Source organism: [Micrococcus luteus] ATCC 49442 (assembly GCF_010367585.1).
GTDB classification, from domain to species: domain Bacteria; phylum Actinomycetota; class Actinomycetes; order Actinomycetales; family Micrococcaceae; genus Arthrobacter; species Arthrobacter luteus_A.
In genome coordinates this window covers 4,232,768-4,258,154 of record NZ_JAAAXP010000001.1, presented here as the reverse complement: position 1 = coordinate 4,258,154, position 25,387 = coordinate 4,232,768, and the positions used below count along the sequence as shown (strand labels likewise).

Sequence of the window (25,387 nt, the reverse complement as noted above, 5' to 3'; positions counted from 1 at the left end):
GGAATCCTTAGTTTTCGAACTCGGAGAGCGGCGGGCAGGAGCAGATGAGGTTACGGTCTCCGCCGGCGCCATCGATGCGTCCGACCGGGGGGAAGTACTTGTCCTGCTTGAGGTGGTGGACGGGGAAGACGGCCTGCTCACGGGAGTACTCGCGGCTCCAGTCCGTGTTTACGACGGCGGCCGCGGTGTGCGGTGCGTTGCGCAGGGGCGAGTTCTCCACGGTGAAGTCACCGGCAGCCACCTGATCGATTTCCTTGCGGATGGTGATCATCGCGTCGATGAACCGGTCGATCTCGGCCAGGTCCTCGGACTCGGTGGGCTCCACCATCAGGGTGCCCGCGACCGGGAACGCCAGGGTGGGGGCGTGGAAACCGTAATCGATCAGGCGCTTGGCCACATCCTCGGCCGTCACACCGGTCTTGGCGGTCAGTTCGCGCAGGTCCAGGATGCACTCGTGCGCCACCAGCCCGCCCTCACCGGTGTAGAGGACCGGGAAGTACTCGTTCAGGCGGGCCGCAACATAGTTCGCCGCGAGCAGCGCCGACTTCGTCGCTTCCTTCAGACCCTCGGCACCCATGAGCTTCACATACGCCCAGGAGATCGGCAGGACACCGGCGGAACCGAAGTTCGACGCGCTGATGGCCACGCCGTGGCCCTCCTGGTGGGCTGCCTTGTTCGCGTCCCCGGGCATGAACGGGGCCAGGTGTGCTTTGGCCGCGACCGGGCCGACACCGGGTCCGCCGCCGCCGTGCGGGATGCAGAAGGTCTTGTGCAGGTTCAGGTGCGAGACGTCCCCGCCGAACTTGCCCGGCTGCGCCAGGCCAACGAGGGCGTTCAGGTTCGCCCCGTCCACATAGACCTGCCCGCCCGCAGCGTGCACGGCGTCGCAGATTTCGGTCACGTCCGCGTCGTACACGCCGTGGGTGGAGGGGTAGGTGATCATGATCGCGGAGAGGGCGTCCTTGTGCGCCTCGATCTTCGCGTACAGGTCCGTGTGGTCAATCGTGCCGTCCGCCGCGGTGGCGACAACAACGACCTTCATGCCGGCCAGGACCGCGGACGCGGCGTTCGTGCCGTGCGCGGAGGCCGGGATCAGGCAGACGTTGCGCTGCGCGTCGCCGTTGGCCCGGTGGTAACCGCGGATCGCCAACAACCCGGCGAGTTCGCCCTGGGACCCGGCGTTCGGCTGCAACGAGACCTGGTCATAGCCGGTGATCTCTGCCAGATCGTCTTCCAGGCCCTTGATGAGTTCGCGCCAGCCCACGGTCTGGGACTCAGGGGCGAACGGGTGAATCGAGGCGAACTCCGGCCAGGAAATCGCTTCCATCTCAGCGGTCGCGTTCAGCTTCATCGTGCACGAACCCAGCGGAATCATGGTCCGGTCCAGCGCCAGGTCCCGGTCCGAGAGCTTCCGGATGTAACGCAGCAACTGCGTCTCGGACCGGTGCGTGTTGAACACCGGGTGCTGCATAAATTCGGAGGTGCGGAGCACCTCTGCGGGCAGCTCGAAGCCCTTGGCCTCGACTACCGGGCCGGCGCCGAAGGCGACGGCAACAGCGGACAGGACATCCGCCGTCGTGGTTTCATCAACGGACACACCGATGGTGTCCTCATCGATGTGGCGCAGGTTGATCCCGCGTGCTTCGGCGGCGGCGATGACCTTGCCGGCCTTGCCCGGGACGGACACGGTGACGGTGTCGAAGAAGGTCCCGGTGGCCAGTTCGCGGCCGGCGACCTTCAGCGTGGTGGCGAGGGCGCGGGCGTGGTTGTGGACGCGTTCGGCGATCGCCTTCAGCCCGTCCGGGCCGTGGTAGACGGCGTAGAACGAGGACACGATGGCCAGCAGGGCCTGCGCCGTGCAGATGTTCGAGGTCGCCTTCTCCCGGCGGATGTGCTGCTCACGGGTCTGCAGCGCCAGACGGTACGCCGGAACACCGGCGTCGTCCTTGGACACACCCACCAGGCGGCCGGGCATGGACCGCTCCAGCCCCATCGCCACCGCCATGTAGGCCGCGTGCGGGCCGCCGAAGAACAACGGGACACCGAAACGCTGGGTGGAACCGACCGCGATGTCAGCACCCTGCTCACCCGGAGGGATGATCAGGGTCAGCGCCAGCAGGTCCGCCGCGACCGTGACCAGAGCACCGCGCTCCTTGGCAGCGGCGATGACCTCGGCGTGGTTGAACACGCGGCCGGACACGCCGGGCTGCTGCAGCACGATGCCGTTGATGACACCCTCGGGCAGGCCCTTGGACAGGTCAGAAACCTCCACCTCGAAACCGAGGGCCTCGGCGCGGCCCTTCACGATCGCGATGGTCTGCGGCATGACATCGGCATCCAGGACGGTCTTGCCGTCCACGGCAGCCTTGTTTTTGTTGGCCCGACGCATCATCAGGACGGCCTCAGCCACGGCGGTGGCTTCATCCAGCAGGGAGGCATTGGCGATGGGCAGGCCCACCAGGTCCTGGACCATGGTCTGGAAGTTCAGCAGCGCCTCAAGCCGGCCCTGGGAAATCTCGGGCTGGTACGGCGTGTACGCGGTGTACCAGGCCGGCGCTTCAAGAATGTTCCGGCGGATCACCGCAGGGGTGACCGTGTCGTAATAGCCCTGGCCGATCATCTGCACAGCCGTCTTATTCTTGCCCGCGAGCTTCCGCAGCTCAGCCAGGACCTCAACCTCACTCAGGGCGTCCTGGAGGGCAAGCGGCTTGGCCTGGCGGATGGAGTCGGGGACGGCAACGTCAACGAGGCCATCAACGGTGTCGTAACCGACGGCCTTGAGCATTGTTTCGATGTGCGACTGGCTGCGCGCACCGATATGCCGGTCGGCAAAAGTAGTGGGGGACGACTGAACTGTCATGAAAGGAACTCCATAATTCAGGTGGCGTCCGCTGGGTACGCCACATTGATTCGGGTTCCTCCCCACTCTGTAGGGAACCTGAGAGTTTCCGCGTCGACCTGCTTTTGCAGGATTTCGCTTGCACCGTCGGTGAGCCCGTTGCCGGACTGCTTTCCAGAGTTGCCTAACCGCGGCGGTACGGGGGCCTGAGAGATTCCTGGGGAGGATTTGCTCCTACGGCGCCTGCTGAACGTACCGGCAGAACTCTCCCGCCGCAGATCAAAAGCATGTGCCACATAGTCCGTGACACGCCTCACAGCTTACCGCGAACAGCGTCCGCAAGCAATTTCCCGGGGCGCGCGCAGGTCATGATGAGACGGGCGTCACCCTCCCCCGGCATCGGTTGCTCCGCAGGGGCCCTTTTGGGACTCGAAAAGGACCTCTACGGAGCAATCGATCGACGATGACGCCGCCGCTCCTTTGGCGGGCTACGCTTCGGTGCCCTTGCCCCGCCGTCGTTCGTTGCGGCGCAGCTGCAGGATGCGGGCTCCGCCGGCGATGGCCACAAGGATTCCGCCGCCCACGGCAGCAATGAAGAAAGCCACACCCTGGGCGAGACTGCCCTCCCAGCCGAGGAACCTGACGGCAACCATGTCCTGGTTCTGGATAAAGAAGATGATCAGGAGCACCAGCACCGCCAGGCTGACCGCCACCGCACTCCAGATGACTGCGGCCCGGGTGATGCGGGTCCTGTCAGCGGCAGTTTTGGGAGCCGCGGTCCTGGGAGCCGGCGAACCAGACGCGGCGGACCGTTCCGAGGGCTGGGAAGGCGGAGCGGGAGGCACGTCTGAAGGTCGAAGCGGTTCTTCTGAGCTCATACCACTATTGTCCCCCCGTGCAGGAGCTTTCGGGGGCAACCGGGCCGGTGGCAAAGCGGGTGGTGCGGGTCAGGCCTGGACTTCGGCGGCCAGCGGCTGGCCGTTGTAGTACTCCAGCTGCCAACCCTCGCGGACGTGGTGGTGGGCGAGGTTGAGCACGGCGTTGTCGATGCTGTGCAGGGTGCGGCCGATGGCACGGCTGAGGCTTACCCGCAGGAGGGTGCCGTGGGCGACAACCAGGACGCGCCTGCCGCGGAACTCCTCGGCCAGCTCTTCCAGTGCGGCCAGCCCGCGGCTCGCCGCGGCATCTTCGCTCTCGGCGCCCTGGAAGCCGCCCGGAATGCGCAGGGCCTCCAGTTCGGGGCCCGCCTGCAGCCCTTCCGCCCGGCCGAAACTACGCTCCGTGAGCGCGGGGACGTGCCGGGCCACACTCAGGCCAAGCCCCTCGGCGATCAGGTTGGCGGTTTCCGCGGCACGGCTCAGGGGCGAGGTCACCACGGCGTCCCAGTCATGGCCCGAAAGGTTGGCGACGGCCTCGCGCGCCTGGCCGCGGCCGACGTCGTTCAGCGGAATGTCAGTGGCGCCCTGCAGGCGGCGCTGCGCGTTCCAGTCAGTCTGGCCATGGCGGACGAGGGCGAACGTCGTGAGGGTCATGCCTTCCATTGTCCCCGACGGCGGGAGGCTGCCGGCACAGGGCGACCTGCCCCGGCCCTCAATCCTGGTGCGGCGCAGATCCCGAGAGCGCATCGATCAGCTTGAGCCCCCGCTTGGCCCATTCGATTTCCGTCTCCGCGCGGGCAATCAGGCCTTCGTAAGTGAAGACTTTGTATTCGATAGTGCGTTGACGGTCGGCTTCGGGGGTGGCAGCCAGCCGTTTGCTCAACATCTCGTTTGTTCCTGCCCGCAACTCGGTGATCATGTCCGCCCACTGATCGCGACGCATCGTGTGATAGTCGATATGGGCCCGCATGTGCTCCCGCGCCACAGCGGGTTCCGCCCACTCCAGGTAGGCGGCCTTCAGGTGCACGGGATCGCGCTCACGGGAGTACTCCAGCGGCTCGTGCATCCAGGTACGGAACGCGTCCCGGCCGTCGTCGGTCATCCGGTACTGCGTCTTCTTGCCGCGGGGCCCCCACGAAACCTCCTCGGCTTGCAGCAGCCCCTCCTTTGCCATCTTCCGCAGCTCCGGATAGATCTGCGAATCAGGCGCATGCCAGACGAAGGCAACCGAGGACTCAAATCGCTTCGCCAGGTCGTAACCGGTCATGGGCTCCACGGAAAGCAAAGCCAGAAGCGCGTAACGAAGACTCACGGGTAAATCCTTTCAGGGTCTTGCCAACTAACTATATCTATAGCTAGTGTGTGATCCAAGCCACCAACTATGGACATAGATAGTTGAGGGCACCCCCCAGAAAATCTTCATGCGTCCGGCATGCAGCGTGAGCAGCGCCGCCGGGCATCAGAAAGAGGTCAATGATGACTGTGCTTCAGTCCAGCAGTTCCACCACCAACAAGGTCCTCGGCCATCCCCTGAACGCCTGGTACGTCGCTGCCTGGGACCACGAGGTCACCCGCAAACCCATGGCGCGCAAAATCGCTGACCGCCCCCTGGCGCTGTACCGCACCGAGGATGGCAAGGCCGTCGCCCTGGCGGATGCGTGCTGGCACCGGCTTGCCCCGCTGTCCATGGGAAAGACCGTGGGCAAGGACGGCATCCAGTGCCCGTACCACGGCATCGTCTACAACTCTGCGGGCCGCTGTGCGTCCATGCCGGCCCAGGAGAGCATCAACCCCTCGGCGACCGTCCCGTCCTTCCCGGTGGTGGAGCGTCATCGGTTCGTGTGGGTCTGGCTTGGCGACCCCACCCAGGCGGATCCCGGCCTTGTGCCGGATATGCATCAGATGGACAGCCAGGACTGGGCAGGCGACGGTGAGACCATTTTCGCTCCGTGCAACTACCAGCTGGTCCTGGACAACCTCATGGACCTCACCCACGAGGAATTTGTCCACGCCTCCAGCATCGGCCAGGAAGAGCTGAGCGAGTCCGAGTTCGTGGTCACCCACGATGACCGCACCGTTACCGTTTCGCGGTGGATGCTCAACATCGACGCCCCGCCGTTCTGGCTCAAGAACATGCGGGACAAGTTCCCCGGTTTCGAAGGCAAGGTGGACCGCTGGCAGATCATCCGCTTCGAGGCGCCCTCCACGATCCGCATTGACGTTGGCGTTGCCAAGGCAGGCACCGGAGCCCCCGACGGCGACCGCAGCCAGGGCGTCAACGGCTACGTCATGAACACCATCAGCCCGGAGACCGCCAAGTCCTGCCACTACTTCTGGGCGTTCATGCGCAACTACTGCCTGGACAGCCAGCTCATCACCACCCAGCTCCGCAACGGCGTCCACGGCGTGTTCGGGGAGGACGAAGCGATGCTGAAGGCCCAGCAGGAAGCAATCGACGCCAACCCGGATTACGAGTTCTACAGCCTGAACATCGACGCCGGCGGCATGTGGGTCCGCAGGCTGATCGAGCGCATGCTCCAGGCAGAGGGCCGCCTCGCGGCGGCTCTCTAAAACGGCCAAAGACCCAAGGAACACGACAATGGCAGCAACCAACAACGAAGTCTGGCAGTCCGCAACGGTCGTGGCCGTCACGGATGTGGCCGCAGGCATCCGGCGCATTGAACTGGAACCGTCAGCACCCAAGCATGCAGAGCCCGGCTCGCACATCGACCTGACCGTCACCATCAACGGCGAGCAGGAGAAGCGCTCCTACTCTGTGGTGGAATCCCTCGACGGCGGAAACACCCTCGCCATCAGCGTCTTCAAGGCTCCCGTCTCCCGGGGCGGGTCCGTCTTTATGCACACGCTCAAGCCGGGTGACACACTCCGGATTACCCAGCCCCTGCAGAACTTTCCGCTGCGTGTCGGGGCAGAGCGGTACGTCCTGCTGGCCGGTGGCATCGGAATTACCGCCATCGCGAACATGGCCGCGGTCCTTCGTAACGTCAAGGCCGACTACACCGTGGTGTACGCGGGCCGAAGCCGTGCCGCGATGGCCTATCTGACGGACCTGCAGGACCTGCACGGGGACCGGCTCCAGGTCCACGTCGACGACGAGGGAAGCAGCCTTGACGTCAATGCCCTGATCGGCGGCATCGATCCCGGCACCGAACTTTATATGTGCGGGCCCATCCGGCTGATGGATGCGGTCCGCCGCGGCTGGACCGAACGCGAACTGGCACTGCCGGACCTGCGCTACGAAACGTTCGGAAACTCCGGCTGGTACGACCCCGAGGAATTCGTCGTCCGCATCCCACGGCTGGGCGTCGAAGCCAAAGTCGGGCAGGGCCGCTCCATGCTCGAGGCACTCGAGGACGCCGGCGTGGACATGATGTTCGACTGCCGCAAGGGTGAGTGCGGGCTCTGCGAAGTCCGCATCCTGAACCTGGACGGCGCCGTGGACCACCGCGACGTTTTCTACAGCGAACGGCAGCAACATGCCCAGGAGAAGATGTGCTGCTGCGTCTCACGGGCCGTCAGCTCCGCCACAGGTTCCCGTACCGACTCACCCGGCAGGCCCGCCGTCGTCACCATCGACGTGTCCTAGCCCCACCTGATCGGCCCCATCAGGGCTGCCCGCATCCCGTGCAGCCGTCAACAGCTTTAGCTCCCGCCGGGGAGCCCCTAGGTTTCAAGGAAGATGCCATGGATCTGCGTGAACGTATCAACACCTCGAAGATGTCGCCCTATCAGTGGGCCATCATCGGCATGTGTGTCCTGCTTAATGCCCTCGACGGCTTCGACGTACTGGCGATGGCCTTCACGGCCAACGGCGTCACCAAGGAGTTTGGCCTGACCGGCTCCGAACTGGGCATCCTGCTCAGCGCGGGGCTGGTGGGCATGGCCATCGGCTCCCTTTGCCTCGCCCCGCTGGCAGACATCATCGGACGGCGCCCCATGATCATCGCATCGGTGGGCGCGGCCGGCGCCGGCATGCTGCTGGCGGCGACGGCCACCACCATGGAGCAGCTGGGCATCTGGCGCCTCCTGACAGGACTGGGCGTTGGCTGCATCCTTGCGTGCACCAACGTCATCGCCAGCGAATACTCCTCCAAAAAACGCCGCGGCCTGAGCATCAGCATCTACACCGCCGGTTACGGCATCGGGGCAACCCTTGGCGGCGCCGCCGCCGTCTACCTCCAAAGCCAGTACGGCTGGCGTTCCGTCTTCGTTTTCGGCGGCGTCTCCACCCTCAGCATCCTGCTGGTCCTGCTGTTCCTCCTGCCCGAATCCGTGGACTTCCTCGTCACCAAGCGGCCCCGCAACGTCCTGGACCGCCTCAACCGGATCGCCCGCAAGTTGGGGCACCCCGAGGTCGCGGCCCTCCCCGATGTCAAGACCGTCGCCAAGGCAAAAACCAACCCCGTTTCCGACCTGTTGTCTCCAGCCAACCGGCGCTCCACCCTGCTGCTCTGGGTGGCGTTCTTCACCACAATGTTCGGTTTCTACTTCGTCAACAGCTGGACCCCGCGGCTGCTGGTCACCGCGGGCATGACGGAAAGCCAGGGCATCACCGGCGGCCTTATGCTCACCCTGGGCGGAATCTTCGGCGCGGTCCTCTACGGCGTCCTGGCCACCAAGTGGAACAGCAAGATTGTCCTGGTGGCCTTCACCGTGCTCGCGGCCGTCATGATCGTTGTATTCATCTCGTCTGCCTCCATCATCGTGCTCGCCCTGGGTGCAGGCGTCCTCGTGGGCATGCTGATCAACGGCTGCATCGCCGGCCTGTACACGCTGGCCCCTTCCCTCTACCCGGCCTCGGTCCGGAGCACGGGCGTCGGATGGGGCATCGGCATCGGACGGATCGGAGCCATCATTGCCCCGCTGATCACCGGTGCCCTGCTTGATGCATCCTGGTCCGCCGTGCAGCTCTATCTCGCCGTCGGTGCGGTGGTGCTCATCAGCGCCGTCGCGGTCGGCATGATCCGCTCCAAAGAGCCCGTCAAGAGCACGGCATCCGCGGAAGAACTCACCGGAGTCTGATCAGAGAACCATTGCGCCGGGCCCTCGACCGCATCCACGTGCGTCGGGGGCCTGGCTCTTTAAACCGGCGTTACTCCACTCCGTCGAGGCGCGCCGAAAGTCGCCGCGCCACCTCAAGGCCCCGCGACTCGGGCACCCCGACGCCCGGTTCCCCGTCCTCGGCAGGGGCGGCAGCGCCGGCGTCGGACGCTACCTGCTCCCAGCGGTGCAGCTCCCGGACCACAAACCGCCACGCATCTTCCGGAAGCGCCACGGTGAGTTGGTCGTCCGTGGGCGGCCAGCCGCCCCAGCCATCGTGGCGGCGCGGGTGCGCCCGGGTTGCCGCCCAGCCTGCTTCGCGGATGCCCCTCCCCTGCCGGACCACGGAATCGTTGCCGTCCGTGGCAGCAATCGACACTGTGTTGTCGATGGTCGCGTCGATGAACAGCCAGTCGTCCACGCGCATGGTCAAGCTAAGCGGTTCGTTCCCCATGGCTCGAACCTAACCCGTTACCGCCCCCGCTGCGGGACGCCGTCCACGAGGGGGACCACGGTCACCGAACCGAGATTGCGCAGGGATCCGCGCGCTGCCGCTTCGAGGCGTTGGACCACGACGGCAAACTCCCCCAGGTGCGTACCGGCACCTGCCGGGACGGTGATTTCCGCGTGCAGCCGGTGCCCGCTCCACCGCAGCCGGGAGGAACTTCCCTCCGGCGCGTTCTCGGTGACCAGTGCGGCCAGCCGGTCGGACAGGGCGGGGTCGACGCCGTCCAGGAGGCGGCGGCCGACGTCGCGCACCGTGCCCCACAGCAGGACGCCGATCGCCGCCGAAATAAGCAGGCCCACGATGGGATCGGCCAGCGGGAAGCCAAGCCAGATGCCAATGACACCCGCGACCACGGCCAGCGAGGTAAATCCATCCGTCCGGGCGTGGACGCCGTCCGCCAGCAAAGCCGCTGAGCCGATCCGGCGGCCCACCCGGATCCGGTAGATGGCCACCAGCTCGTTGCCGGCGAAGCCCACGAGGCCGGCGGCCAGCACCCAGCCCAGGTTATGGACGGGCTGCGGCTCGAAGAAACGGCGGATGGATTCCACTGCCGCCACCACCGCCGAGAGGGCGATCATGGCCACGATGAACAGGCCCGCAAGGTCCTCGGCCTTGCCCAGGCCGTAGGTGAACGTCCGGGAGGCGGGCCGGCGTCCCAGGACAAACGCGATCCAGAGCGGGACGGCGGTGAGGGCGTCGGAGAAGTTGTGGACGGTGTCGGCCAGCAGGGCCACCGACCCGCTGACCAGCACAATGGCCAGCTGGAACAGCGCCGTTGCGCCGAGTCCCAGCAGGGAGATTTTGACGGCCCGGATGCCCTGGGCGCTGCTCTCCAGGGCGTCATCCACCGAGTCTGCGGAGTCGTGGGAATGCGGAACGAATACCTCCTGGAGCCAGCCCTTGAGTCCGGTCGCGTGGTGATGATCGGCGGGATGGTTGTGATGCCCGTGCTCGTGCTCGTGGTGGTGGTCGTGGGAGTGACCGTGCCCGTGCCCGTGGTGCGCATCCCCGCTCTGGTGAGGGCCGCCGTCGGGCGTTTCCTCCTGCGTGTGACCCGCTTCCGCTGGTTTGCGGCTCATTTTTCCTGCCCGGCGTGGGGTGCCATGCCATGGTGCGGGGCCGTCCCCAGGGAGTGCTCGGCCTGGTGGATGGCGTCGGCCACCAGCTGCCAGGCGTGGCCGTCCTGCAGCCGGTAGAAGACCTTGGTTCCTTCCTGGCGGGTGGACACCATCCGGGCCAGCCGCATTTTGGCCAGGTGCTGGGACACGGCCGGGGCCGACTTTCCGGCGATCGCGGCGAGCGCGTTGACGGGCAGCTCGCCGTCGCGGAGGGCCAGGATCAGGCGCACCCGCGTGGCGTCGGCCAGCATCGCGAAGACCTCCACTGCCAGCTCGACGTACTGGCTGTCAGGCGCATGCGCGGAGGCGTGCATATCTGCATTCATACGCAGATACTTACATAGGTTGGCACGCAATATCTACCGGCTCCCGGCACCGGGCCGCCTTACAGCCCGGGAGCGGCCGGTGCTGTCATATGGCGGAACGACGGCCGAGGTGTGTGCCCTTCCGCGTGCGCCGCCCCGAATTCGGGCGTACCCCCAATTCCCGGAGTGCGGCATCAAGCTCGGCGGGCCGTCCCGGCAGCTCTGCCAGGCGGACTATCTCGGCCGCTACCGCCGCGAGCTTCACGTTGCGGTGACTGCTGTGGGTTACAAGCATCCGGAAGGCATCCCCGGAACCAACCAGCAGCCTGCCCATCAGAATGCCGCGGGCTTGATCGATGATGCTGCGGGTGGCCGTGGCCGCAACAACGGCTTCCCGGGCTATCTGCTCCGTCTCCCGCCGCAGCGTGGACGACAGGTCCAGCAGAATGCCCTCCAGCGCCGTCACCGTGCCGTCCTTATCCTGGATCGCGTCGCCGGAGGTAAGGACATGGCGGATGTTTCCCTGAGCATCGATGATCCGGTGGTACATGCAGAAATAGCCGCCGGTCTGCAAAACTTTGGCCACGATCTCCTGGCACCGCCGCCTGTCATCGGGATGTTTGTGGGAGTACAGAAGATCCAGGGTGGGCACCACCTCACCGCGCTCGTAGCCGTGAATCTGGAACATCGCGTCAGACCACTCCACGGTCTGCTCGGGAAACCTGGCTTTGAAGGTGCCGGCCAGGCACGGGCTGTCTCCGAGGGCGCTGGAATAGGTCATGGGGCTGTTGAGCTTGGCCATCAGGACACCTCCAAACTGTATCCGGCTGCCGCCTTTGGTAGCTGGTGTGCCTTCCAGTATGGACACGAAGTCCGTCCAATCGGTAGCCAGCCGGGCCTCATTTGCGCCTTCCGGGGCGATCGGGAGAGGCTTGAGGTTCTTGACACAGCATACCCCCCGGGGGTATCTTGTGAGTGTTGTCAGTGACGTGGTATGTCCCGGCGGGCGCCCAGGCACCAGCTTTCACAGCCGTTCAATCCCAGCACCAGTTGATCCTCTCCGAAGGAATGGAACTCACATGTGTGGAACTGAACATCGCACCGGCGCAGCCTCGGAACGGCTGCAGCTGCCACTGGTAGGCGCAGCCGCTGCAGGCTGCAGCTGCTGCCCACCCGCAGCGGGCTCCGGCGCCTCCGCCGGCGCAGCGGGAAGGACCGACGCCGGGATCCCTGGTAACGGAGGCACCGCCGTCGGGAAGACCCAATTCACGGTTGAAGGCCTGACCTGCGGGCATTGTGTTCAGGCGGTCGAGAAATCCGTCTCCGCCCTGCCGGGCGTTGAGGACGCTTCGGTCCACCTCGTCGCCGGCGGGCGCTCCCGCCTTGTGGTGGCCGGCGCCGTTGACGCTTCAGCGGTACAGAAGGCAGTCAGCTCAGCCGGCTACATCTTCATTCCTGCCGGCCCCGGCCTGGAGGAGGAGTCATGAAAGATCACACAGACCACACCGGCCACAGCGGCCTTGCCGGGCACGGGGGCGACGGCCGCCATGGTGGCGACGCCCGCCATGGCGGCGACGCCGGCCATGCCGGGCGCATTAGCCATGCCGACCACGGAACCATGACGGCGGCTACTGCCGCAGGGGTCCCGGAAGGTGCGTCCCCTGCGGACATGCACGCTCCTCACGGCGGGCACCCGCCGCAGCACGGGCACGGCCCGGACGACGACCATGCCGTGCACACTCACGGCCAGCACGCCGGACACAGCACGGCCATGTTCAAAAACAGGTTCTGGCTGACCCTGCTTCTGTCCGTTCCTGTGGTCTATGTCAGCCCCATGGTGGGTCACCTCCTGGGCTATATGCCGCCGATGTTCCCCGGCTCGGCCTGGATCCCGCCCGTGCTGGGAACCGTTATTTTCCTCTACGGCGGCCAGCCGTTCCTCAAGGGCGGTGTCCGCGAGCTGAAGGAACGCCAGCCCGGGATGATGCTGCTGATCGCCATGGCCATCACGGTGGCGTTTGCCGCGTCCTGGATCACGAGCCTGGGCATTGGCGGATTTGACCTGGACTTCTGGTGGGAGCTGGCACTGCTGGTGGCCATCATGCTACTGGGGCACTGGATCGAGATGCGTGCCCTCGGCTCGGCCCAGGGTGCCCTGGACGCCCTCGCCGCCCTCCTTCCGGATGAGGCGGACCGCATCACCGCCGACGGCACCGAGACCGTCCCCGTGTCCGAACTCCGCGAAGGCGACACCGTCCTGGTGCGCTCCGGGGCCAGGATGCCTGCCGACGGGACAGTGGTGGACGGCCAGGCCGAGTTCGACGAATCCATGATCACCGGCGAATCCAAGACCGTCCCGCGGACGGTGGGCGACGCTGTGGTGGCCGGGACAGTGGCCACGGACAACAGCGTCCGCGTCCGGGTCACCGCCGTCGGAGAGAACACCGCGCTGGCCGGGATCCAGCGCCTGGTGGCCGAAGCGCAGGCCTCGTCCTCGAAAGCCCAGGCCTTGGCCGACCGTGCCGCGGCCTTCCTCTTCTACTTCGCAGCCGGCGCCGGCGTCATCACGTTCATTGTGTGGACCCTGCTGGGCAGCGTGCCGGAGGCGGTCACCCGAACCGTCACCGTACTGGTGATCGCCTGCCCGCACGCCCTGGGCCTGGCCATTCCGCTGGTGATCGCCATTTCCACGGAACAGGCGGCCCGGGCCGGCGTCCTGATCAAGAACCGGATGGCGCTGGAACGCATGCGCACCATCGACGTTGTGCTGTTCGACAAGACCGGCACCCTGACCACCGGCGCACCGGACCTCAAGGACGTCGCTGTCGCCCCGGGCGTTGACGCGGACACCCTGCTGGCCGTGGCTGCCGCCGTCGAATCCGACAGCGAACATCCCGTGGCCCGGGCCATCGTCCGCGCCGCCCGCCAGCGTGGCCTTGTCCTGCCGGCTGCCAGTGGTTTCAGTTCGCTGACCGGACGCGGCGTCCGGGCCGATGTGGACGGACGCACCGTGCACGTCGGCGGACCCGCGCTACTGCGCGAGCTCGGCGTCGTCGAGCCTTCTGCCGTGGCGGCCACGACGCGCGGGTGGATGGCCCGCGGCGCCGCGGTGCTGCATGTCATTGACGACGGCGGCCGCGTCCTGGGTGCCGTGAGCCTCGAGGATGCGGTGCGGGCGGAGTCGCGTCAGGCCGTGGCGGCGCTGCAGAACCGCGGCGTGAAGGTTGCCATGGTCACCGGCGACGCGCGGCAGGTGGCCGAGGCTGTGGCGGCGGACCTGCACATCGACGAGGTGTTTGCCGAGGTCCTGCCCGCGGACAAGGACAAAAAAGTGGCTGAGCTGCAGTCGCGCGGGCTGAAGGTGGCCATGGTGGGCGACGGCGTCAACGACTCCCCGGCCCTCGCCCGGGCCGAGGTGGGCATCGCCATTGGCGCCGGAACCGACGTCGCCATGGAATCGGCGGGCGTGGTCCTGGCCGGTAACGACCCGCGGGCGGTGCTGTCCATGGTGGATCTCTCCCGGGCCAGCTACCGGAAGATGTGGCAGAACCTGGTGTGGGCCACGGGCTACAACGTCCTGGCCGTGCCGCTTGCCGCAGGTGTCCTGGCGTTCGCCGGCGTGGTGCTCTCCCCCGCTGCCGGTGCGGTGCTGATGTCCGCCTCCACCATCGTGGTTGCGCTCAACGCCCAGCTGCTGCGGCGTGTGAAGCTAAACCCCGCGGCGGTCCGATGAAACGCTCTCTCACTTACCGTAGGTTTTTCCCGGACGCTCTCTCACTTAATGTGGGTTTTTCCCAAACGCTCCTGCAGCGTGGCGCCCTGCTAGCAGGGGTTCTGGCAGTCATCGCCGGAATCCTCGGCATGCATGTGCTGACCGCGAACCATGCCGCTCACGGAACCCACACCGCGGCGGTCCAGGCAGCCGGGGCACTGGTGGCTGAGGTGCATGAGTCCGGTGCGCATGTCTCCGGCGTCCATGCGTCCGGTGCGCACACAGGGGCGGCGCATGCTGAACACAGCCACGCGGAGCCCGCGCAGGCGGACCAAGAGGACGCGGCCCCCGCCGGCGTCGTTTCCTGCGGAGGCTCGTGCCACGGTATGCAGGAATCCGGAACTTCCTGCATTCCCTCCGCCCAGGCGGGCACCCTGGCATTCTTCCCGCCGCACCAAACCGGTGCCGCCGTCCACCCACCCCGTGCACACAACGGCCCGGCCATGGCCTACGCCTACACTCCCCGGAGCCCAACACCCTGCGACTTGTCCATCAGCCGGACGTAAACCGGAACTGTGCCATACCAGCCCACCGCAGTTTCCCCCACGTTTTGAAGGACACTTTCGATGAAGACCAAGATTCGCTTTACCGTGATCGCTGCTGCTTTGGCAGCCTCCCTGGGCCTGGCCGGCTGCTCGGCCCCGTCCCCCGCCGGCCCCATGCCCGGCATGCCCCATGGCAGCTCCGGGCCGATGTCCAGCATGATGCCTGACGCCAACGCCGACCATAACCAGGCGGATATCATGTTCGCCCGGATGATGATTCCGCACCATGCCCAGGCGGTTGAGATGAGCGACATCATCCTGGCAAAGCCGGACATCCCCGGCTCCGTCACAGCTTTGGCCACCAAAATCAAGGCAGCCCAGCAACCCGAAATCGAGCTCATGACAGGCTGGCTGGAGTCCTGGAACCAGCCCACCGGCATGATGGGCGCCTCCGGCATGCCCGGCCATGGGATGGGCGGCATGGTGGACGCCGACGGCATCCAGAGGCTCAAGGCGGCCGCGGGAACGGATGCCGTCCGGCTGTACCTGGAACAGATGATCGGCCACCACGAAGGCGCCATCGACATGGCTGAGCAGGAGATCCGCACCGGCAAGTACCCGGCCACTATCCAGCTCTGCCGGGACATCGTGGCCTCGCAGGGTGCGGAGATCAAGGAGATGCAGGCGCTGCTGGCCGCCCTCTGATCCCCCACCCCCAGGACGCTCTCTCACTTAATGTGCGTTTTTGGCGTACCCTCTCTCACTCGATGCGGAGGGTCCGCTGCACGTTCAGTGATAGAGCGTTCGGGAAAAACCCACGTTAGGTGATAGAGCGTTTCGAAAAAACCCACATCAAGTGAGAGAGCGTCGGGAGGGCGGGCCGGGGGCATGGCCGTGTTAAGTTGAAATAGCCCGGCCGTACCCGGTCCGGCGCCCCGGCTGGAAAGAGATGTTCCGTGGAATCCCCCGCACCTGCCCCTGCTCCCGTGAGGATCCTGACCGTCTGCACCGGCAACATCTGCCGGTCCCCCGTGGCCGAGCGGCTCCTGCAGGCAGGCCTCGACCAGGTGCTGCCGGGCGGATTTGAGGTGACCAGCGCCGGGACCCGCGCCATGGTGGGCGACCCCATGCAGCCGCTCTCCGGGGACATCGTGCGCATGTTCGGCGGAAACCCCAACGGCTTTGTCTCCCGGCAGCTGACCGGCAAGATCCTGCGCGGCGTGGACCTGGTGCTCACCATGACCTCCGGCCACCGCGGCGAAGTCCTCCAACAGGACGCGTCCCTGCTCAAGCGCACCTTTACCATCCGCGAGTTCGCCCGGATGCTCGACGTCCTGGACGACCGCGCGGATGGCTCCCCAACGCAGGCAGGAACGGCCGACGGCGGCTCTCCCCTCAGTGCCAACACCGCCTTCTGGCGGGGGCTTCCGGCGCGGGCAGCAGCTGTGCGGCACCTGTCACTGCCGGCGGACTCCGCCGACAACGACATCATCGACCCCTACCGCCGCGGCCCCGAGGTCTACCGCCAGATGGAAGACGAACTGGCCCCGGCGATCGTCTCCGTGCTGCGTCACGCCCGCCTGAACGCTCCCGCTTAACCCGGCCCGCCGGCGTCGTACGCCTGCTGCCTCTGCCCTGAATCCGGCGCCGGCATCAGCCCCGGTCAACCGTTAGGAAATCGACACACTACTGCCCATGGCGGAACCGCCCCCGCAGGCGGACACTAAGTCATGGCTACCCCAAGCGGTCCAGAACGAATCGGCCCCGGCGCACCGGGCCAGGAAAATACTGCGCCAGCCGCGAGCAAACGACGCCGTTTGCTCGCGGCTCTTTTGTCCCTCTTTTTGGTGGCGGTGGTGGTTGGGTCCGCCCTCCTGTTCAGCCGGCCGGCCGCCCAGGTTGCGGCACCGGAACCGACAGCCACCGAAACCGTCACCCCCACTCCGTCCGAGACCACCCCGCCGCCCCCGCCGGCCCCCGCGCCTCCGCCGCCGCCCGAACCCATCGCCGAACTCCCGGCGGTGCCCATGAACATCCTGCTGATCGGCAGCGACAGCCGCGCCAACGCCAGGGATCAGGCGGCCCACACCCAGGCAACGGGCGAATGGCAGGATCACCGGGCAGACACGCTGATGCTGGTCCATGTCCCTGCCGACCGGCGGAGCGTCCACGTGGTCTCCCTCATGCGGGACCTGTACGTCAACATTCCCGGCTACGGCGCCTCCAAGATCAACGACAGCCTGTCGGTGGGCGGCATGCCGCTGGCGGCGCAGACCGTGGGGCAGCTGATGGGCACCACGATTGACCACACCATCATGCTGGACTTCAACGGGTTCCGGGCCCTGACCGACGCCCTGGGTGGCATCGCGGTGGACGTGCCGCTGGCGTTCCAGTCCACCCACGACAGCCAGCACGTGTTCACCCAGGGCGTCAACCACCTCAACGGCCAGGCCGCCTTGGAATTTGTCCGCGAGCGCTACGCCTTCGTCGACGGCGACTTCCAGCGGGTCCGGAACCAGCAGACGTTCCTCCGCGCAATCCTCGCCAGGCTGACCAGTGACACCGTTCTCCACGACGTCACCGCCGTACGGGGCCTGGTGAACTTCGCCGGAAGCTACCTCACGGTGGACCAGGGCTTTGATCCTGTGGGCGTGGCGGTCCTGGCCTACGCAATGCGCGGCATCGACCCCAACAGTTTCGTCTCCCTCACCCTCCCCACGGCCGGCGTGGGCTTTGCGCCGGGCGGGGCATCGGTGGTTTTCCCGGACTACGGCGGGATCGCCCAGGTGGCCGCGGCCATGCGCGAAGGCCGGCTGCCCAAGTACGCGGGGGTCAGCTAACGTCCGCGCCGCGGCGGGACCCTGCGTCAGGACACGGACTGGCCCCCGGCATCTGCCGGGGGCCAGTTGGGTTAACTCCGCGTCGGGTCAGGGTGCAGCGGCACCGGCCCTGGATCCGGGACGGGCAGCGGGCCTGGTGGCTCGGGCGTCGGAACGGGGCTGGGCCTGTCGGGTCCCGGATGGCCGGGATGCGTGGGATCCGGCGTTAGCGGATCCGGCCCTGGCTCGGGCGGGAACGGCTCGGGTTCGTGCACTGGCGGGATGGTCATTCAACTTCCCCTCTCACGCTGGGCGGATGCGCCTTTGCGTGATCAGGATACGCCCGCCCGCGTCCCCCATCTACGGACGGCCCGGACGCTCTCTCACTTAATGCGCATTTTCCTGGAACGCTCTATCAGTTAATGCGGTAAATACCGGAACGCTCTATCAGTTCCCGACGGCGGCGCAACGGGAAGTGCGAGAGCGTCAGCAAAAAACCCACATTAAGTGAGAGAGCGTCGGCAAAAACCCGCGTTAAGTGAGAGCGGGTTTGGCAAGGGCGGGCGGGGCGTGAGCCGGGAGCCTGGGTCCTAGGCGGGGCGGCGGAGGCCGTGCGGGGGGTACTCCGGCACCGGCTCCAGCTCGTCGGCGTCGTGCATCGCCGGGACGGCGAAGGACACCACATAACGGGCTTCAGCGGCGTCGGTGGAGCGGATGGTCAGGCTTCTGGTGCCGGGTGGTACGGACGGCCTGAACACCTGGATGTTCCGGGAACCCATGCTGACGGAATCCCGGAAGTGGTAGGCCGTGCCCCAATGGTCTTCCACAACAATTTTGGGGATTGCATTTCCCGCGGCGGACTCCACGTGGATATTCACTACCAAGCAAGTGCTCCAGACCTCCACGGAGAGCACTGTAAAGTCTGCGGCCCGGGTCAGGTGCAGCCCGAATGTGGGCGGCAGGAGCATCTGGCGGAGGGTGCCTTTCGGGATTATGTTTCTCATTGTCCTCGACCCCAATGTGATAAGTGTGCTTACAATTACCGCGCGGTAAGGTCGCCATGTCAAGAGTTCTCTCTTGGTTCTGTGGAAAGCCGCACTGACCTGCGCTAACGCCGGTGGTTACAGCCGATTTCGGGCGTGCGGTGACGGGCAGCGGAACGCCAGCGCCGCCGTCGGACGTTAGCGCACGCAGATTATGGGTACGCCGCAGGTGATGCCCCTGCGCACGGCAGGCGGCACATGGCGGCGGGGTGGTCGAGCGTGGAAAACAGCGGTTTGACGCAGGCGGTGCGGGAAGCGGGAGCTGTGGAGCTCATCCTGGTGCGGCACGGCGAAAGCGAAGGCAACGTGGCTGCCACCCAGGCCAGCCAGGCCGGGGCGGACGTGATCGAGGTACCTGCCAGGGACGCCGATGTCGCGCTGTCCCGGACCGGGCAGGACCAGTCGCTCGCCCTCGGCAGGGCACTGGCATCCATCCCGGAGGAGTTGAGGCCCGACGCCGTGGTGTCCTCCCCCTACCTGCGGGCATTCCAGACGGCGGAGATCGCCGTGGAAACCGCCGGCTGGCCGGTCAAGGTCCGCACCGACGAGCGCCTCCGCGACCGTGAACTCGGCATCCTGGACATGCTTACCCGTCAAGGCGTGGACCGGCGGCATCCCGACGAGGCCGAACGCCGGCTGTGGCTGGGCAAGTTCTACTACCGGCCGCCCGGCGGGGAGTCCTGGGCGGATGTTGTGCTGCGGCTGCGTTCCGTACTCGCGGAACTGAACAACCTGGGCAGCGGCCACCGGGTGATGCTGGTCTGCCACGATGCCCTGATCCTGCTGGCACGGTACGTCCTGGAAGGGATGACCGAAGCGGAAGTCCTGGACCTGGCCGCCGGCACGTCCGTCCTGAACGCCTCCATAACCCGCTACGTGCGCCCCGAAGGGCAGGGGCCGTGGGCGCTGGAAAGCTTCAACGTGGCGGACCACCTCATCGCCGAGGGCGTAGAGGTAACCGAACACGCAGGGGATGCCAATGTCCACCCGCGGTAATACAGCCAGCGCCAACGGGACGGGCTCCAACGGGAAGGGCTCTGGCGAGAAGGGCTCCGGCGGGACGGGCTCTGGCGGAGGGTCCGCCGACGGTTCACGGGCGACGCCGGTCACGCCGTCGCTGCTGCGCGGCTGGCCGCTGCCGGCCGCCGGGGAGGACAAATACTCCCGCGGCACGGTGCTGGTGATCGGCGGCGCCCGCGCCACGCCCGGCGCCGCGCTGCTGGCCGGCACCGCCGCGCTCCGGGCGGGGGCCGGAAAAATCACCATGGCAGTCTCCGAATCGGTGGCCATGCAGCTGGCCGTCAACTTCCCCGAGTCCGGCGTCATAGGCCTTCCCGAAACCCGGAACGGCTCCGTCCGGGGCACAGGGCTGGAAGCCATCGCTTCGGAGCTCGAGGGTGCTGACGCCTTGCTGATCGGGCCCGGGCTTGACGATCTGGACCGCAGCGAAGAGCTGCTTCGGCAACTGCTGGAAAGCGATTCCGACGGCGGACCGGGCACCGGAGGTGCCACCATCATTCTGGACGCCTTCGCGCTGGGCTGCCTGCCCAGGCTGGGGGACGCACTGCAACCATGGATGGGGCGGCTGATCCTTACCCCCAATCCACAGGAGGCGGAGATCCTGCTGGAACGCGAGGCGGACCAGCTGGAATCCGCCGTGTGCGATATCGCACGCAAGTATCAGGCCGTGGTGAGCTGCCAGGGCTTCATCGCACGCCCGCCCGGCGGGGAAGCACCGGAAGGACCGGAGCTCTGGGCGATCACCACCGGCTACGGAGGGCTGGGCACATCCGGCAGCGGAGACGTGTTGGCCGGCGCTATCGCGGGACTTCGCGCGCGGGGCGCCAGTGACGCCCAGGCCGCGTGCTGGGGAACCCATCTCCACGCCGCCGCCGCCGACAGACTCGCCAGCAGGCTGGGCCCTCTGGGGTTCCTGGCCCGCGAGCTTGCGGACGAACTGCCCGCGCTCATGGTGGAACTGGCAACGTGACCGTAGTAGATCTCAAAAGCGTGGCCCCCGGCGATGCCGGGGGCCACCGTATGAAGCTATGCGGAAATCTTGTGTTGCGCTTCCCTGGTCTCGATCTCGATCTTGCGCGGCTTGGCCTTCTCGGCGACAGGTATCCGCAACGTCAGGACACCGCCGTCGTACGTTGCCTTGACGTTGTCCGCGTCCAGCGTGTCACCGAGGATCAGCTGCCGGCTAAAGGTTCCCCTCGGACGCTCGGAGGCGATCAGCTCAATGTCCTTGCCTGCCGGATCCGGCCGCTGGGCCTTGACCGTGAGCACGTTCCGCTCGATATCGAGGTCAACCGAATCGAGGTTCACCCCGGGCAAATCAAAAGCCACTACGAATTCCTGGTCCTCCCGCCACGCATCCATGGGCATCGCCGCAGGGTGCGCGGTGGTTCCGAGAACCTGCTGGGCCAGCCTGTCCAGTTCGCGGAACGGATCGGTTCGCATCAGCATGACTTTCCTCCTCGTTGATGTTCAGCACCTTCATGTCAGTAGATTATCTATGTTGGCTGACATAGATTTTTTATAGCACCAAGGATCAATTGGGCGCAAGCCCGCGTGAGCAGATATTTCGCCGTCACCCATTGGCCTCTTCCTTTTAGTAAGCATGCTTAGCATAATTAACGGACAGGTTATGAACCCGGCACAAGGCCTGGCAGTCAGGGCGCCCCGCCGGCTCAAAACCCGATCAGGCCGACGGCCCCATCGGTCGCCTGAACAGTTGAGAGAAGTTTTCCTACTGATCCAACAACTCATGACAGGAGCACCCGACATGACCACCAACACCAGCGCAGCCAGGACGAACCTCCAGAAGGCAGCCCTTGCGATGGGAGCAGTCTTCCTACTGGTGGGCGTTCTGGGCTTTATCCCCGGCATCACCACAAACTATGGGTCGCTGGGCTTCGCCGGGCATGGCTCGGAAGCCCTCCTCCTGGGGATCTTCCAGGTCTCCGTCCTGCACAACATCGTGCATTTGCTCTACGGGGCGGCCGGCATCGCACTGGCGCGCACCCACGGCCAGGCCAAGCTGTACCTTCTCTATGGTGGCGTGGTCTACCTGGTCCTCTGGCTCTACGGACTGCTGATCGGCCACGACACACCGGCCAACTTTGTTCCGGTTAACACTGCGGACAACTGGCTGCATCTGATCCTTGGCCTCGTCATGATCGGACTTGCCGTACTCCTTGCCAGGAACACGGCCCCGGCCCGGGCGACTGTCCGCGGCGCAGGACGCTAATTACGCCGGGCGCTGGTCACGCCGGGCGCCATCACCCGGGCTAGCCGGCAGGGCATAGGGATGGCCCCCGGCGCATAGGGATGGCCCCCGGCGATGCCGGGGGCCACCGTATCGGGAGGGTCGCCCGCAACTGCCGACGCGCGGTCTGGCGCTGTGGCGTGCCGAAACGGCTAACCGCCCTCAAGAGGCAGATGATAAAGAACGCGTTCGGACTCTCCCGGTACTGCCGTTTTAGCACCACGCAGTGGACCGTTCAAGGGCTCCTGGCCGGTAACTTTCAGGACGGACTGAACTGGTCCCGAGAAGTTCAGACCGCGAGAGCGTTCGGGAAAAAGCCACATCAAGTGAGAGAGGGTGTGCCAAAAATCCACATTAAGTGAGAGAGCGTCCGAGGGGGTGGTGCGGGCGCCAAGGCCGAGGCCCTGGGGCGGCTACCCCGGTAGCGAACGGGCGGGCCCTTTGTCGGCGGGGGTCTATATATTGAAGGAATGACCCAGACGCCGTTGCAGGATTCCGCCAGCTCCTCCCCCGCTTCCGCAGGACCGCAGTCGCCGCCCGCGCCGCCGCAGGCCAAAAAGGTCCGGCACGAGCGGACCCACCACGGCGACACCTTCGTGGACAACTACGAGTGGCTGCGCGAGAAGGAATCGGACGAGGTGGTGGACCACCTGAAGGCCGAGAACGCCTACCAGGAGGCGGTCACCGCGCACCAGGAGCCGCTCCGCGAGGCCATCTTCCAGGAGATCAAGGGCCGCACGCAGGAGACAGACCTGTCTGTCCCGAACCGGAAGGACGGCTGGTGGTACTTCAGCCGCTCGGTGGAGGGCAAGGAGTACGGCATCCAGTGCCGCGTCCGTGCCCAGGACACCGGCAACCCCGTGGCCGACTGGACTCCCCCGGCGGTGGAGGCCGGCGTCGAGATCCCGGGCGAGGAAGTGCTGCTGGACGGCAACGTTGAGGCCGAAGGCAAGCCCTTCTTTTCCGTGGGCGGCTCCGCCGTCACCGTGGACGGAAACCTCTACGCCTACGCCGTGGACAACGCCGGCGACGAACGCTTCACCCTGCACATCAAGGACCTGCGCACGGGTGAGCTGCTGCCGGACGTCATCGAGAACATCTTCTACGGCGTCAGCTTCTCCCCCGACGGCACCCGCATCTTCTACACCGTGGTGGACGAGTCGTGGCGTCCCTACCAGGTCAAATCGCACGTCCTGGGCACGCCCGTCGCCGACGATGAGGTGATTTACCAGGAGGACGACGCCGCCATGTGGCTGGGCTTTGAGCTCTCCTCTGACAGGCGTCACCTCGTGCTGGGGATCGGCTGCTCCGAGTACAGCGAAACGCGGCTGCTCCGCTTTGATGACCCGACGGCGGAGCTCACCACCGTCATTTCCCGCAACGAGCGCGTCCTCTACGAGGCGGAGCCGTTCCTCCTCACGGGCCCTGACGGCGAAAAGTCCGAGCGGATCCTCATCACGCACAACCGGAATGCCGTGAACTCCATGGTCTCCCTGATTGACCCGGCCGAGCTCGCCAAGCCGCTGGCAGAGCAGCACTGGAGCACCGTCGTCGAGCATTCCGACGACGTCCGCGTCAACGGTGCCGGCGTGACCTCCACGCACCTGATCGTCTCCGTCCGGAAGGACACCATCGAGCGGGTCCAGGTGATGGGGTTGTCCGGCCTGGGGACACCCGCCCAGGAGGCACCCGTGGAGCCGGCGTTCGACGAGGAGCTGTACACGGCGGGCGTCGGCGGTTCGGACTATGAGGCGCCGGTGATCCGGCTGGGCTACACGTCCTACTTCACGCCGTCGCGCGTGTACGACTTTGTGCTGCCCACCCCGGCGCAGCCCGCCGGGGAGCTGCTGCTCCGCAAGGAAAGCCCGGTGCTCGGCGGCTACTCCGCCAGCGACTATGTGGCCACCCGGGAATGGGCGGACGCCGCGGACGGCACCCGGATCCCCCTCTCCGTGCTGCGGCACAAGAGCGTCAAGCAGGACTCGACGGCGGCAGGCCTGGTGTACGGGTACGGCTCCTACGAGCTGAGCATGGACCCCGGTTTCGGCATCGCGCGGCTGTCCCTGCTGGACCGCGGCGTGGTGTTTGTGATTGCGCACATCCGCGGCGGCGGCGAGCTGGGCAGGCACTGGTACGAGGACGGCAAGAAGCTGGCCAAGAAGAACACCTTCACCGATTTTGTGGACGCCACAGACTGGCTGGCGGGATCCGGCTGGGTTGATCCGTCCCGGATCGCGGCGCTGGGCGGCTCAGCTGGCGGGCTGCTGATGGGCGCGGTGGCCAACCTGGCGCCGGAAAAGTACGCGGCGATCGTGGCTCAGGTCCCGTTCGTGGACCCGCTGACGAGCATCCTTGACCCGGAGCTTCCCCTGTCCGCTCTGGAGTGGGAGGAGTGGGGCAACCCCATCACGGACCCGGCTGTCTACGCCTACATGAAGTCCTACACGCCCTACGAGAACGTGCGCTCCGTTGCGTACCCGAAGATCGCCGCGGTGACCTCCTTCAACGACACACGCGTCCTTTACGTGGAGCCCGCCAAGTGGGTACAGGCGCTGCGGTCCACAACGACGGGGACCGAGCCGATCGTGATGAAGATCGAAATGGACGGCGGCCACGGCGGAGCATCCGGCCGGTATGTCCAGTGGCGCGAGCGGGCGTGGGACTATGCGTTCATCGCCGACTCCCTCGGCGCCACCGAACTGCTGCCGGGGGCGGGCCTGAAATAGGCAACTAGAAGCCGGCCGAGCCGGCTAGGGGCTGACGTAGGGCTGTCCGGTGGGGCCGGATCATCCGCACCGGATGATCGTTAGCCGCCGTTCCGGCCGTGATCGGGATGCTCGGCCAGCAGGTCCGCGAGCGTCTCCAGGTTAGCCCGGACCGTCCTGCTGTGGGCCTTCTGAACAAACGAATCAGCCAGCTTTCCGAACACGCCGCCGAGGCCGGAGTCGGCGTCGATGCTGTAGGTCAGGCGTGTCCCGTCGGCGCCCTGGGGTTCCAGGCTGTACGAAATGGTGAAGGTCATGGGCCCTTCCACGCTCCGGATCACCGTTTTCGACGGCGGCTCGAACTGGATGTTTTCGGTGACCCAGTCGAAGCGCCTGCCCATGATTTTGCTGGTGCCTTTGAACCGCGTGCCCACTTGGACGGGCCCGTCCCCCAGCTGTTCGGCCTGGATAACCGACGAGTCCCAGACGGGGATGTTTGAGGTCTTGATCAGGAAATCGAACACTTCCTGAGGCGGACGGGAGATGAGAACACTTTCCTCGATAACGGCCACGGGCTACTCCT

General features: G+C 66.3%; 24 protein-coding genes and 1 riboswitch. Of the genes, 13 read left to right on the top strand and 11 right to left on the bottom strand.

Annotation, left to right across the window (positions count from 1 at the left end; all coding sequences use genetic code 11):
• Nucleotides 1-7: 7 nt before the first annotated feature.
• The 4 genes from gcvP to GUV69_RS19390 all read right to left on the bottom strand — a co-directional run bounded on the left by gcvP (nucleotide 8) and on the right by GUV69_RS19390 (nucleotide 5,029).
• On the bottom strand, nucleotides 8-2,860 hold the full coding sequence (gene gcvP / locus GUV69_RS19405; RefSeq protein ID WP_164205379.1) for an aminomethyl-transferring glycine dehydrogenase: 2,853 nt from the start codon (nucleotides 2,858-2,860) through the stop codon (nucleotides 8-10).
• 163 nt (nucleotides 2,861-3,023) lie between these two features.
• A riboswitch (glycine riboswitch) is annotated at nucleotides 3,024-3,121 on the bottom strand.
• Between the two features lie 206 nt (nucleotides 3,122-3,327).
• The gene (locus GUV69_RS19400; protein WP_164205376.1) at nucleotides 3,328-3,717 is read right to left on the bottom strand and encodes a LapA family protein; all 390 of its coding nucleotides are present in this window, start codon (nucleotides 3,715-3,717) and stop codon (nucleotides 3,328-3,330) included.
• Between the two features lie 69 nt (nucleotides 3,718-3,786).
• Nucleotides 3,787-4,371, bottom strand: coding sequence for a histidine phosphatase family protein (locus GUV69_RS19395; protein WP_164205374.1), 585 nt, complete (start codon nucleotides 4,369-4,371; stop codon nucleotides 3,787-3,789).
• Nucleotides 4,372-4,429: 58 nt separating this feature from the next.
• The gene (locus GUV69_RS19390) at nucleotides 4,430-5,029 is read right to left on the bottom strand and encodes a PadR family transcriptional regulator (RefSeq protein WP_164205372.1); all 600 of its coding nucleotides are present in this window, start codon (nucleotides 5,027-5,029) and stop codon (nucleotides 4,430-4,432) included.
• Between the two features lie 164 nt (nucleotides 5,030-5,193).
• Here GUV69_RS19390 and GUV69_RS19385 point away from each other — a divergent pair, with 164 nt between their 5' ends.
• The 3 genes from GUV69_RS19385 (at nucleotide 5,194) to GUV69_RS19375 (ending at nucleotide 8,760) form a co-directional block, all read left to right on the top strand.
• Entirely contained in the window at nucleotides 5,194-6,288 is a 1,095-nt protein-coding gene (locus GUV69_RS19385) for an aromatic ring-hydroxylating oxygenase subunit alpha (protein WP_164206798.1), read from the top strand.
• Between the two features lie 28 nt (nucleotides 6,289-6,316).
• Nucleotides 6,317-7,324, top strand: a complete 1,008-nt coding sequence (locus tag GUV69_RS19380) for a PDR/VanB family oxidoreductase (RefSeq protein WP_164205371.1) — start codon at nucleotides 6,317-6,319, stop codon at nucleotides 7,322-7,324.
• A gap of 98 nt (nucleotides 7,325-7,422) precedes the next feature.
• Nucleotides 7,423-8,760, top strand: coding sequence for an MFS transporter (locus GUV69_RS19375; RefSeq protein WP_164205369.1), 1,338 nt, complete (start codon nucleotides 7,423-7,425; stop codon nucleotides 8,758-8,760).
• Nucleotides 8,761-8,830: 70 nt separating this feature from the next.
• On the opposite strand, the gene GUV69_RS19370 is transcribed toward GUV69_RS19375, so the two are convergent.
• The 4 genes from GUV69_RS19370 to GUV69_RS19355 form a co-directional block, all read right to left on the bottom strand.
• Nucleotides 8,831-9,232: a hypothetical protein gene (locus GUV69_RS19370; protein ID WP_164205367.1), complete on the bottom strand. Its 402-nt coding sequence runs from the start codon at nucleotides 9,230-9,232 to the stop codon at nucleotides 8,831-8,833.
• Nucleotides 9,233-9,249: 17 nt separating this feature from the next.
• A complete protein-coding gene (locus tag GUV69_RS19365) occupies nucleotides 9,250-10,365 on the bottom strand; it encodes a cation diffusion facilitator family transporter (protein ID WP_164205365.1) in 1,116 nt (371 codons plus the stop codon).
• Nucleotides 10,362-10,730 carry an ArsR/SmtB family transcription factor gene (locus tag GUV69_RS19360; RefSeq protein WP_164205364.1) on the bottom strand — a complete coding sequence of 123 codons (369 nt, stop codon included), beginning with the start codon at nucleotides 10,728-10,730 and terminating at the stop codon, nucleotides 10,362-10,364. Before GUV69_RS19360 ends, GUV69_RS19365 begins: the two co-directional genes overlap by 4 nt.
• A gap of 85 nt (nucleotides 10,731-10,815) precedes the next feature.
• The gene (locus GUV69_RS19355) at nucleotides 10,816-11,511 is read right to left on the bottom strand and encodes a PAS and ANTAR domain-containing protein (protein WP_164205362.1); all 696 of its coding nucleotides are present in this window, start codon (nucleotides 11,509-11,511) and stop codon (nucleotides 10,816-10,818) included.
• Between the two features lie 277 nt (nucleotides 11,512-11,788).
• Between GUV69_RS19355 and GUV69_RS19350 the strand changes: the two genes are divergently transcribed.
• From GUV69_RS19350 to GUV69_RS19325, 6 genes are all read left to right on the top strand, one after another.
• Complete coding sequence (locus GUV69_RS19350; protein WP_164205360.1) at nucleotides 11,789-12,196, top strand: heavy-metal-associated domain-containing protein; 408 nt, start codon at nucleotides 11,789-11,791, stop codon at nucleotides 12,194-12,196.
• A gap of 182 nt (nucleotides 12,197-12,378) precedes the next feature.
• Nucleotides 12,379-14,442 carry a heavy metal translocating P-type ATPase gene (locus tag GUV69_RS19345; RefSeq protein WP_244292908.1) on the top strand — a complete coding sequence of 688 codons (2,064 nt, stop codon included), beginning with the start codon at nucleotides 12,379-12,381 and terminating at the stop codon, nucleotides 14,440-14,442.
• A gap of 50 nt (nucleotides 14,443-14,492) precedes the next feature.
• The gene (locus GUV69_RS19340; RefSeq protein ID WP_244292788.1) at nucleotides 14,493-14,987 is read left to right on the top strand and encodes a hypothetical protein; all 495 of its coding nucleotides are present in this window, start codon (nucleotides 14,493-14,495) and stop codon (nucleotides 14,985-14,987) included.
• Nucleotides 14,988-15,047: 60 nt separating this feature from the next.
• Entirely contained in the window at nucleotides 15,048-15,671 is a 624-nt protein-coding gene (locus tag GUV69_RS19335; RefSeq protein ID WP_164205358.1) for a DUF305 domain-containing protein, read from the top strand.
• 251 nt (nucleotides 15,672-15,922) lie between these two features.
• Nucleotides 15,923-16,564, top strand: a complete 642-nt coding sequence (locus tag GUV69_RS19330) for an arsenate reductase/protein-tyrosine-phosphatase family protein (RefSeq protein WP_164205356.1) — start codon at nucleotides 15,923-15,925, stop codon at nucleotides 16,562-16,564.
• A 132-nt stretch (nucleotides 16,565-16,696) separates the two neighbouring features.
• On the top strand, nucleotides 16,697-17,806 hold the full coding sequence (locus tag GUV69_RS19325; RefSeq protein WP_164205354.1) for an LCP family protein: 1,110 nt from the start codon (nucleotides 16,697-16,699) through the stop codon (nucleotides 17,804-17,806).
• Between the two features lie 569 nt (nucleotides 17,807-18,375).
• Here the strand turns inward: GUV69_RS19325 and GUV69_RS19320 are convergent.
• The gene (locus GUV69_RS19320) at nucleotides 18,376-18,789 is read right to left on the bottom strand and encodes a hypothetical protein (RefSeq protein WP_164205352.1); all 414 of its coding nucleotides are present in this window, start codon (nucleotides 18,787-18,789) and stop codon (nucleotides 18,376-18,378) included.
• A gap of 237 nt (nucleotides 18,790-19,026) precedes the next feature.
• Between GUV69_RS19320 and GUV69_RS19315 the strand changes: the two genes are divergently transcribed.
• Nucleotides 19,027-19,824: a histidine phosphatase family protein gene (locus GUV69_RS19315; protein WP_164205350.1), complete on the top strand. Its 798-nt coding sequence runs from the start codon at nucleotides 19,027-19,029 to the stop codon at nucleotides 19,822-19,824.
• On the top strand, nucleotides 19,808-20,818 hold the full coding sequence (locus GUV69_RS19310; RefSeq protein ID WP_164205348.1) for an NAD(P)H-hydrate dehydratase: 1,011 nt from the start codon (nucleotides 19,808-19,810) through the stop codon (nucleotides 20,816-20,818). Before GUV69_RS19315 ends, GUV69_RS19310 begins: the two co-directional genes overlap by 17 nt.
• Before the next feature lie 56 nt (nucleotides 20,819-20,874).
• Here GUV69_RS19310 and GUV69_RS19305 read toward each other — a convergent pair whose 3' ends face one another.
• Complete coding sequence (locus GUV69_RS19305) at nucleotides 20,875-21,297, bottom strand: Hsp20/alpha crystallin family protein (RefSeq protein ID WP_164205346.1); 423 nt, start codon at nucleotides 21,295-21,297, stop codon at nucleotides 20,875-20,877.
• 319 nt (nucleotides 21,298-21,616) lie between these two features.
• Between GUV69_RS19305 and GUV69_RS19300 the strand changes: the two genes are divergently transcribed.
• Both GUV69_RS19300 and GUV69_RS19295 read left to right on the top strand, forming a co-directional pair.
• On the top strand, nucleotides 21,617-22,081 hold the full coding sequence (locus GUV69_RS19300) for a DUF4383 domain-containing protein (protein ID WP_164205344.1): 465 nt from the start codon (nucleotides 21,617-21,619) through the stop codon (nucleotides 22,079-22,081).
• A gap of 488 nt (nucleotides 22,082-22,569) precedes the next feature.
• Nucleotides 22,570-24,825, top strand: coding sequence for a S9 family peptidase (locus GUV69_RS19295; protein WP_164205342.1), 2,256 nt, complete (start codon nucleotides 22,570-22,572; stop codon nucleotides 24,823-24,825).
• Nucleotides 24,826-24,905: 80 nt separating this feature from the next.
• Here GUV69_RS19295 and GUV69_RS19290 read toward each other — a convergent pair whose 3' ends face one another.
• The gene (locus tag GUV69_RS19290; protein ID WP_164205340.1) at nucleotides 24,906-25,376 is read right to left on the bottom strand and encodes an SRPBCC family protein; all 471 of its coding nucleotides are present in this window, start codon (nucleotides 25,374-25,376) and stop codon (nucleotides 24,906-24,908) included.
• Between the last annotated feature and the right edge of the window lie 11 nt (nucleotides 25,377-25,387).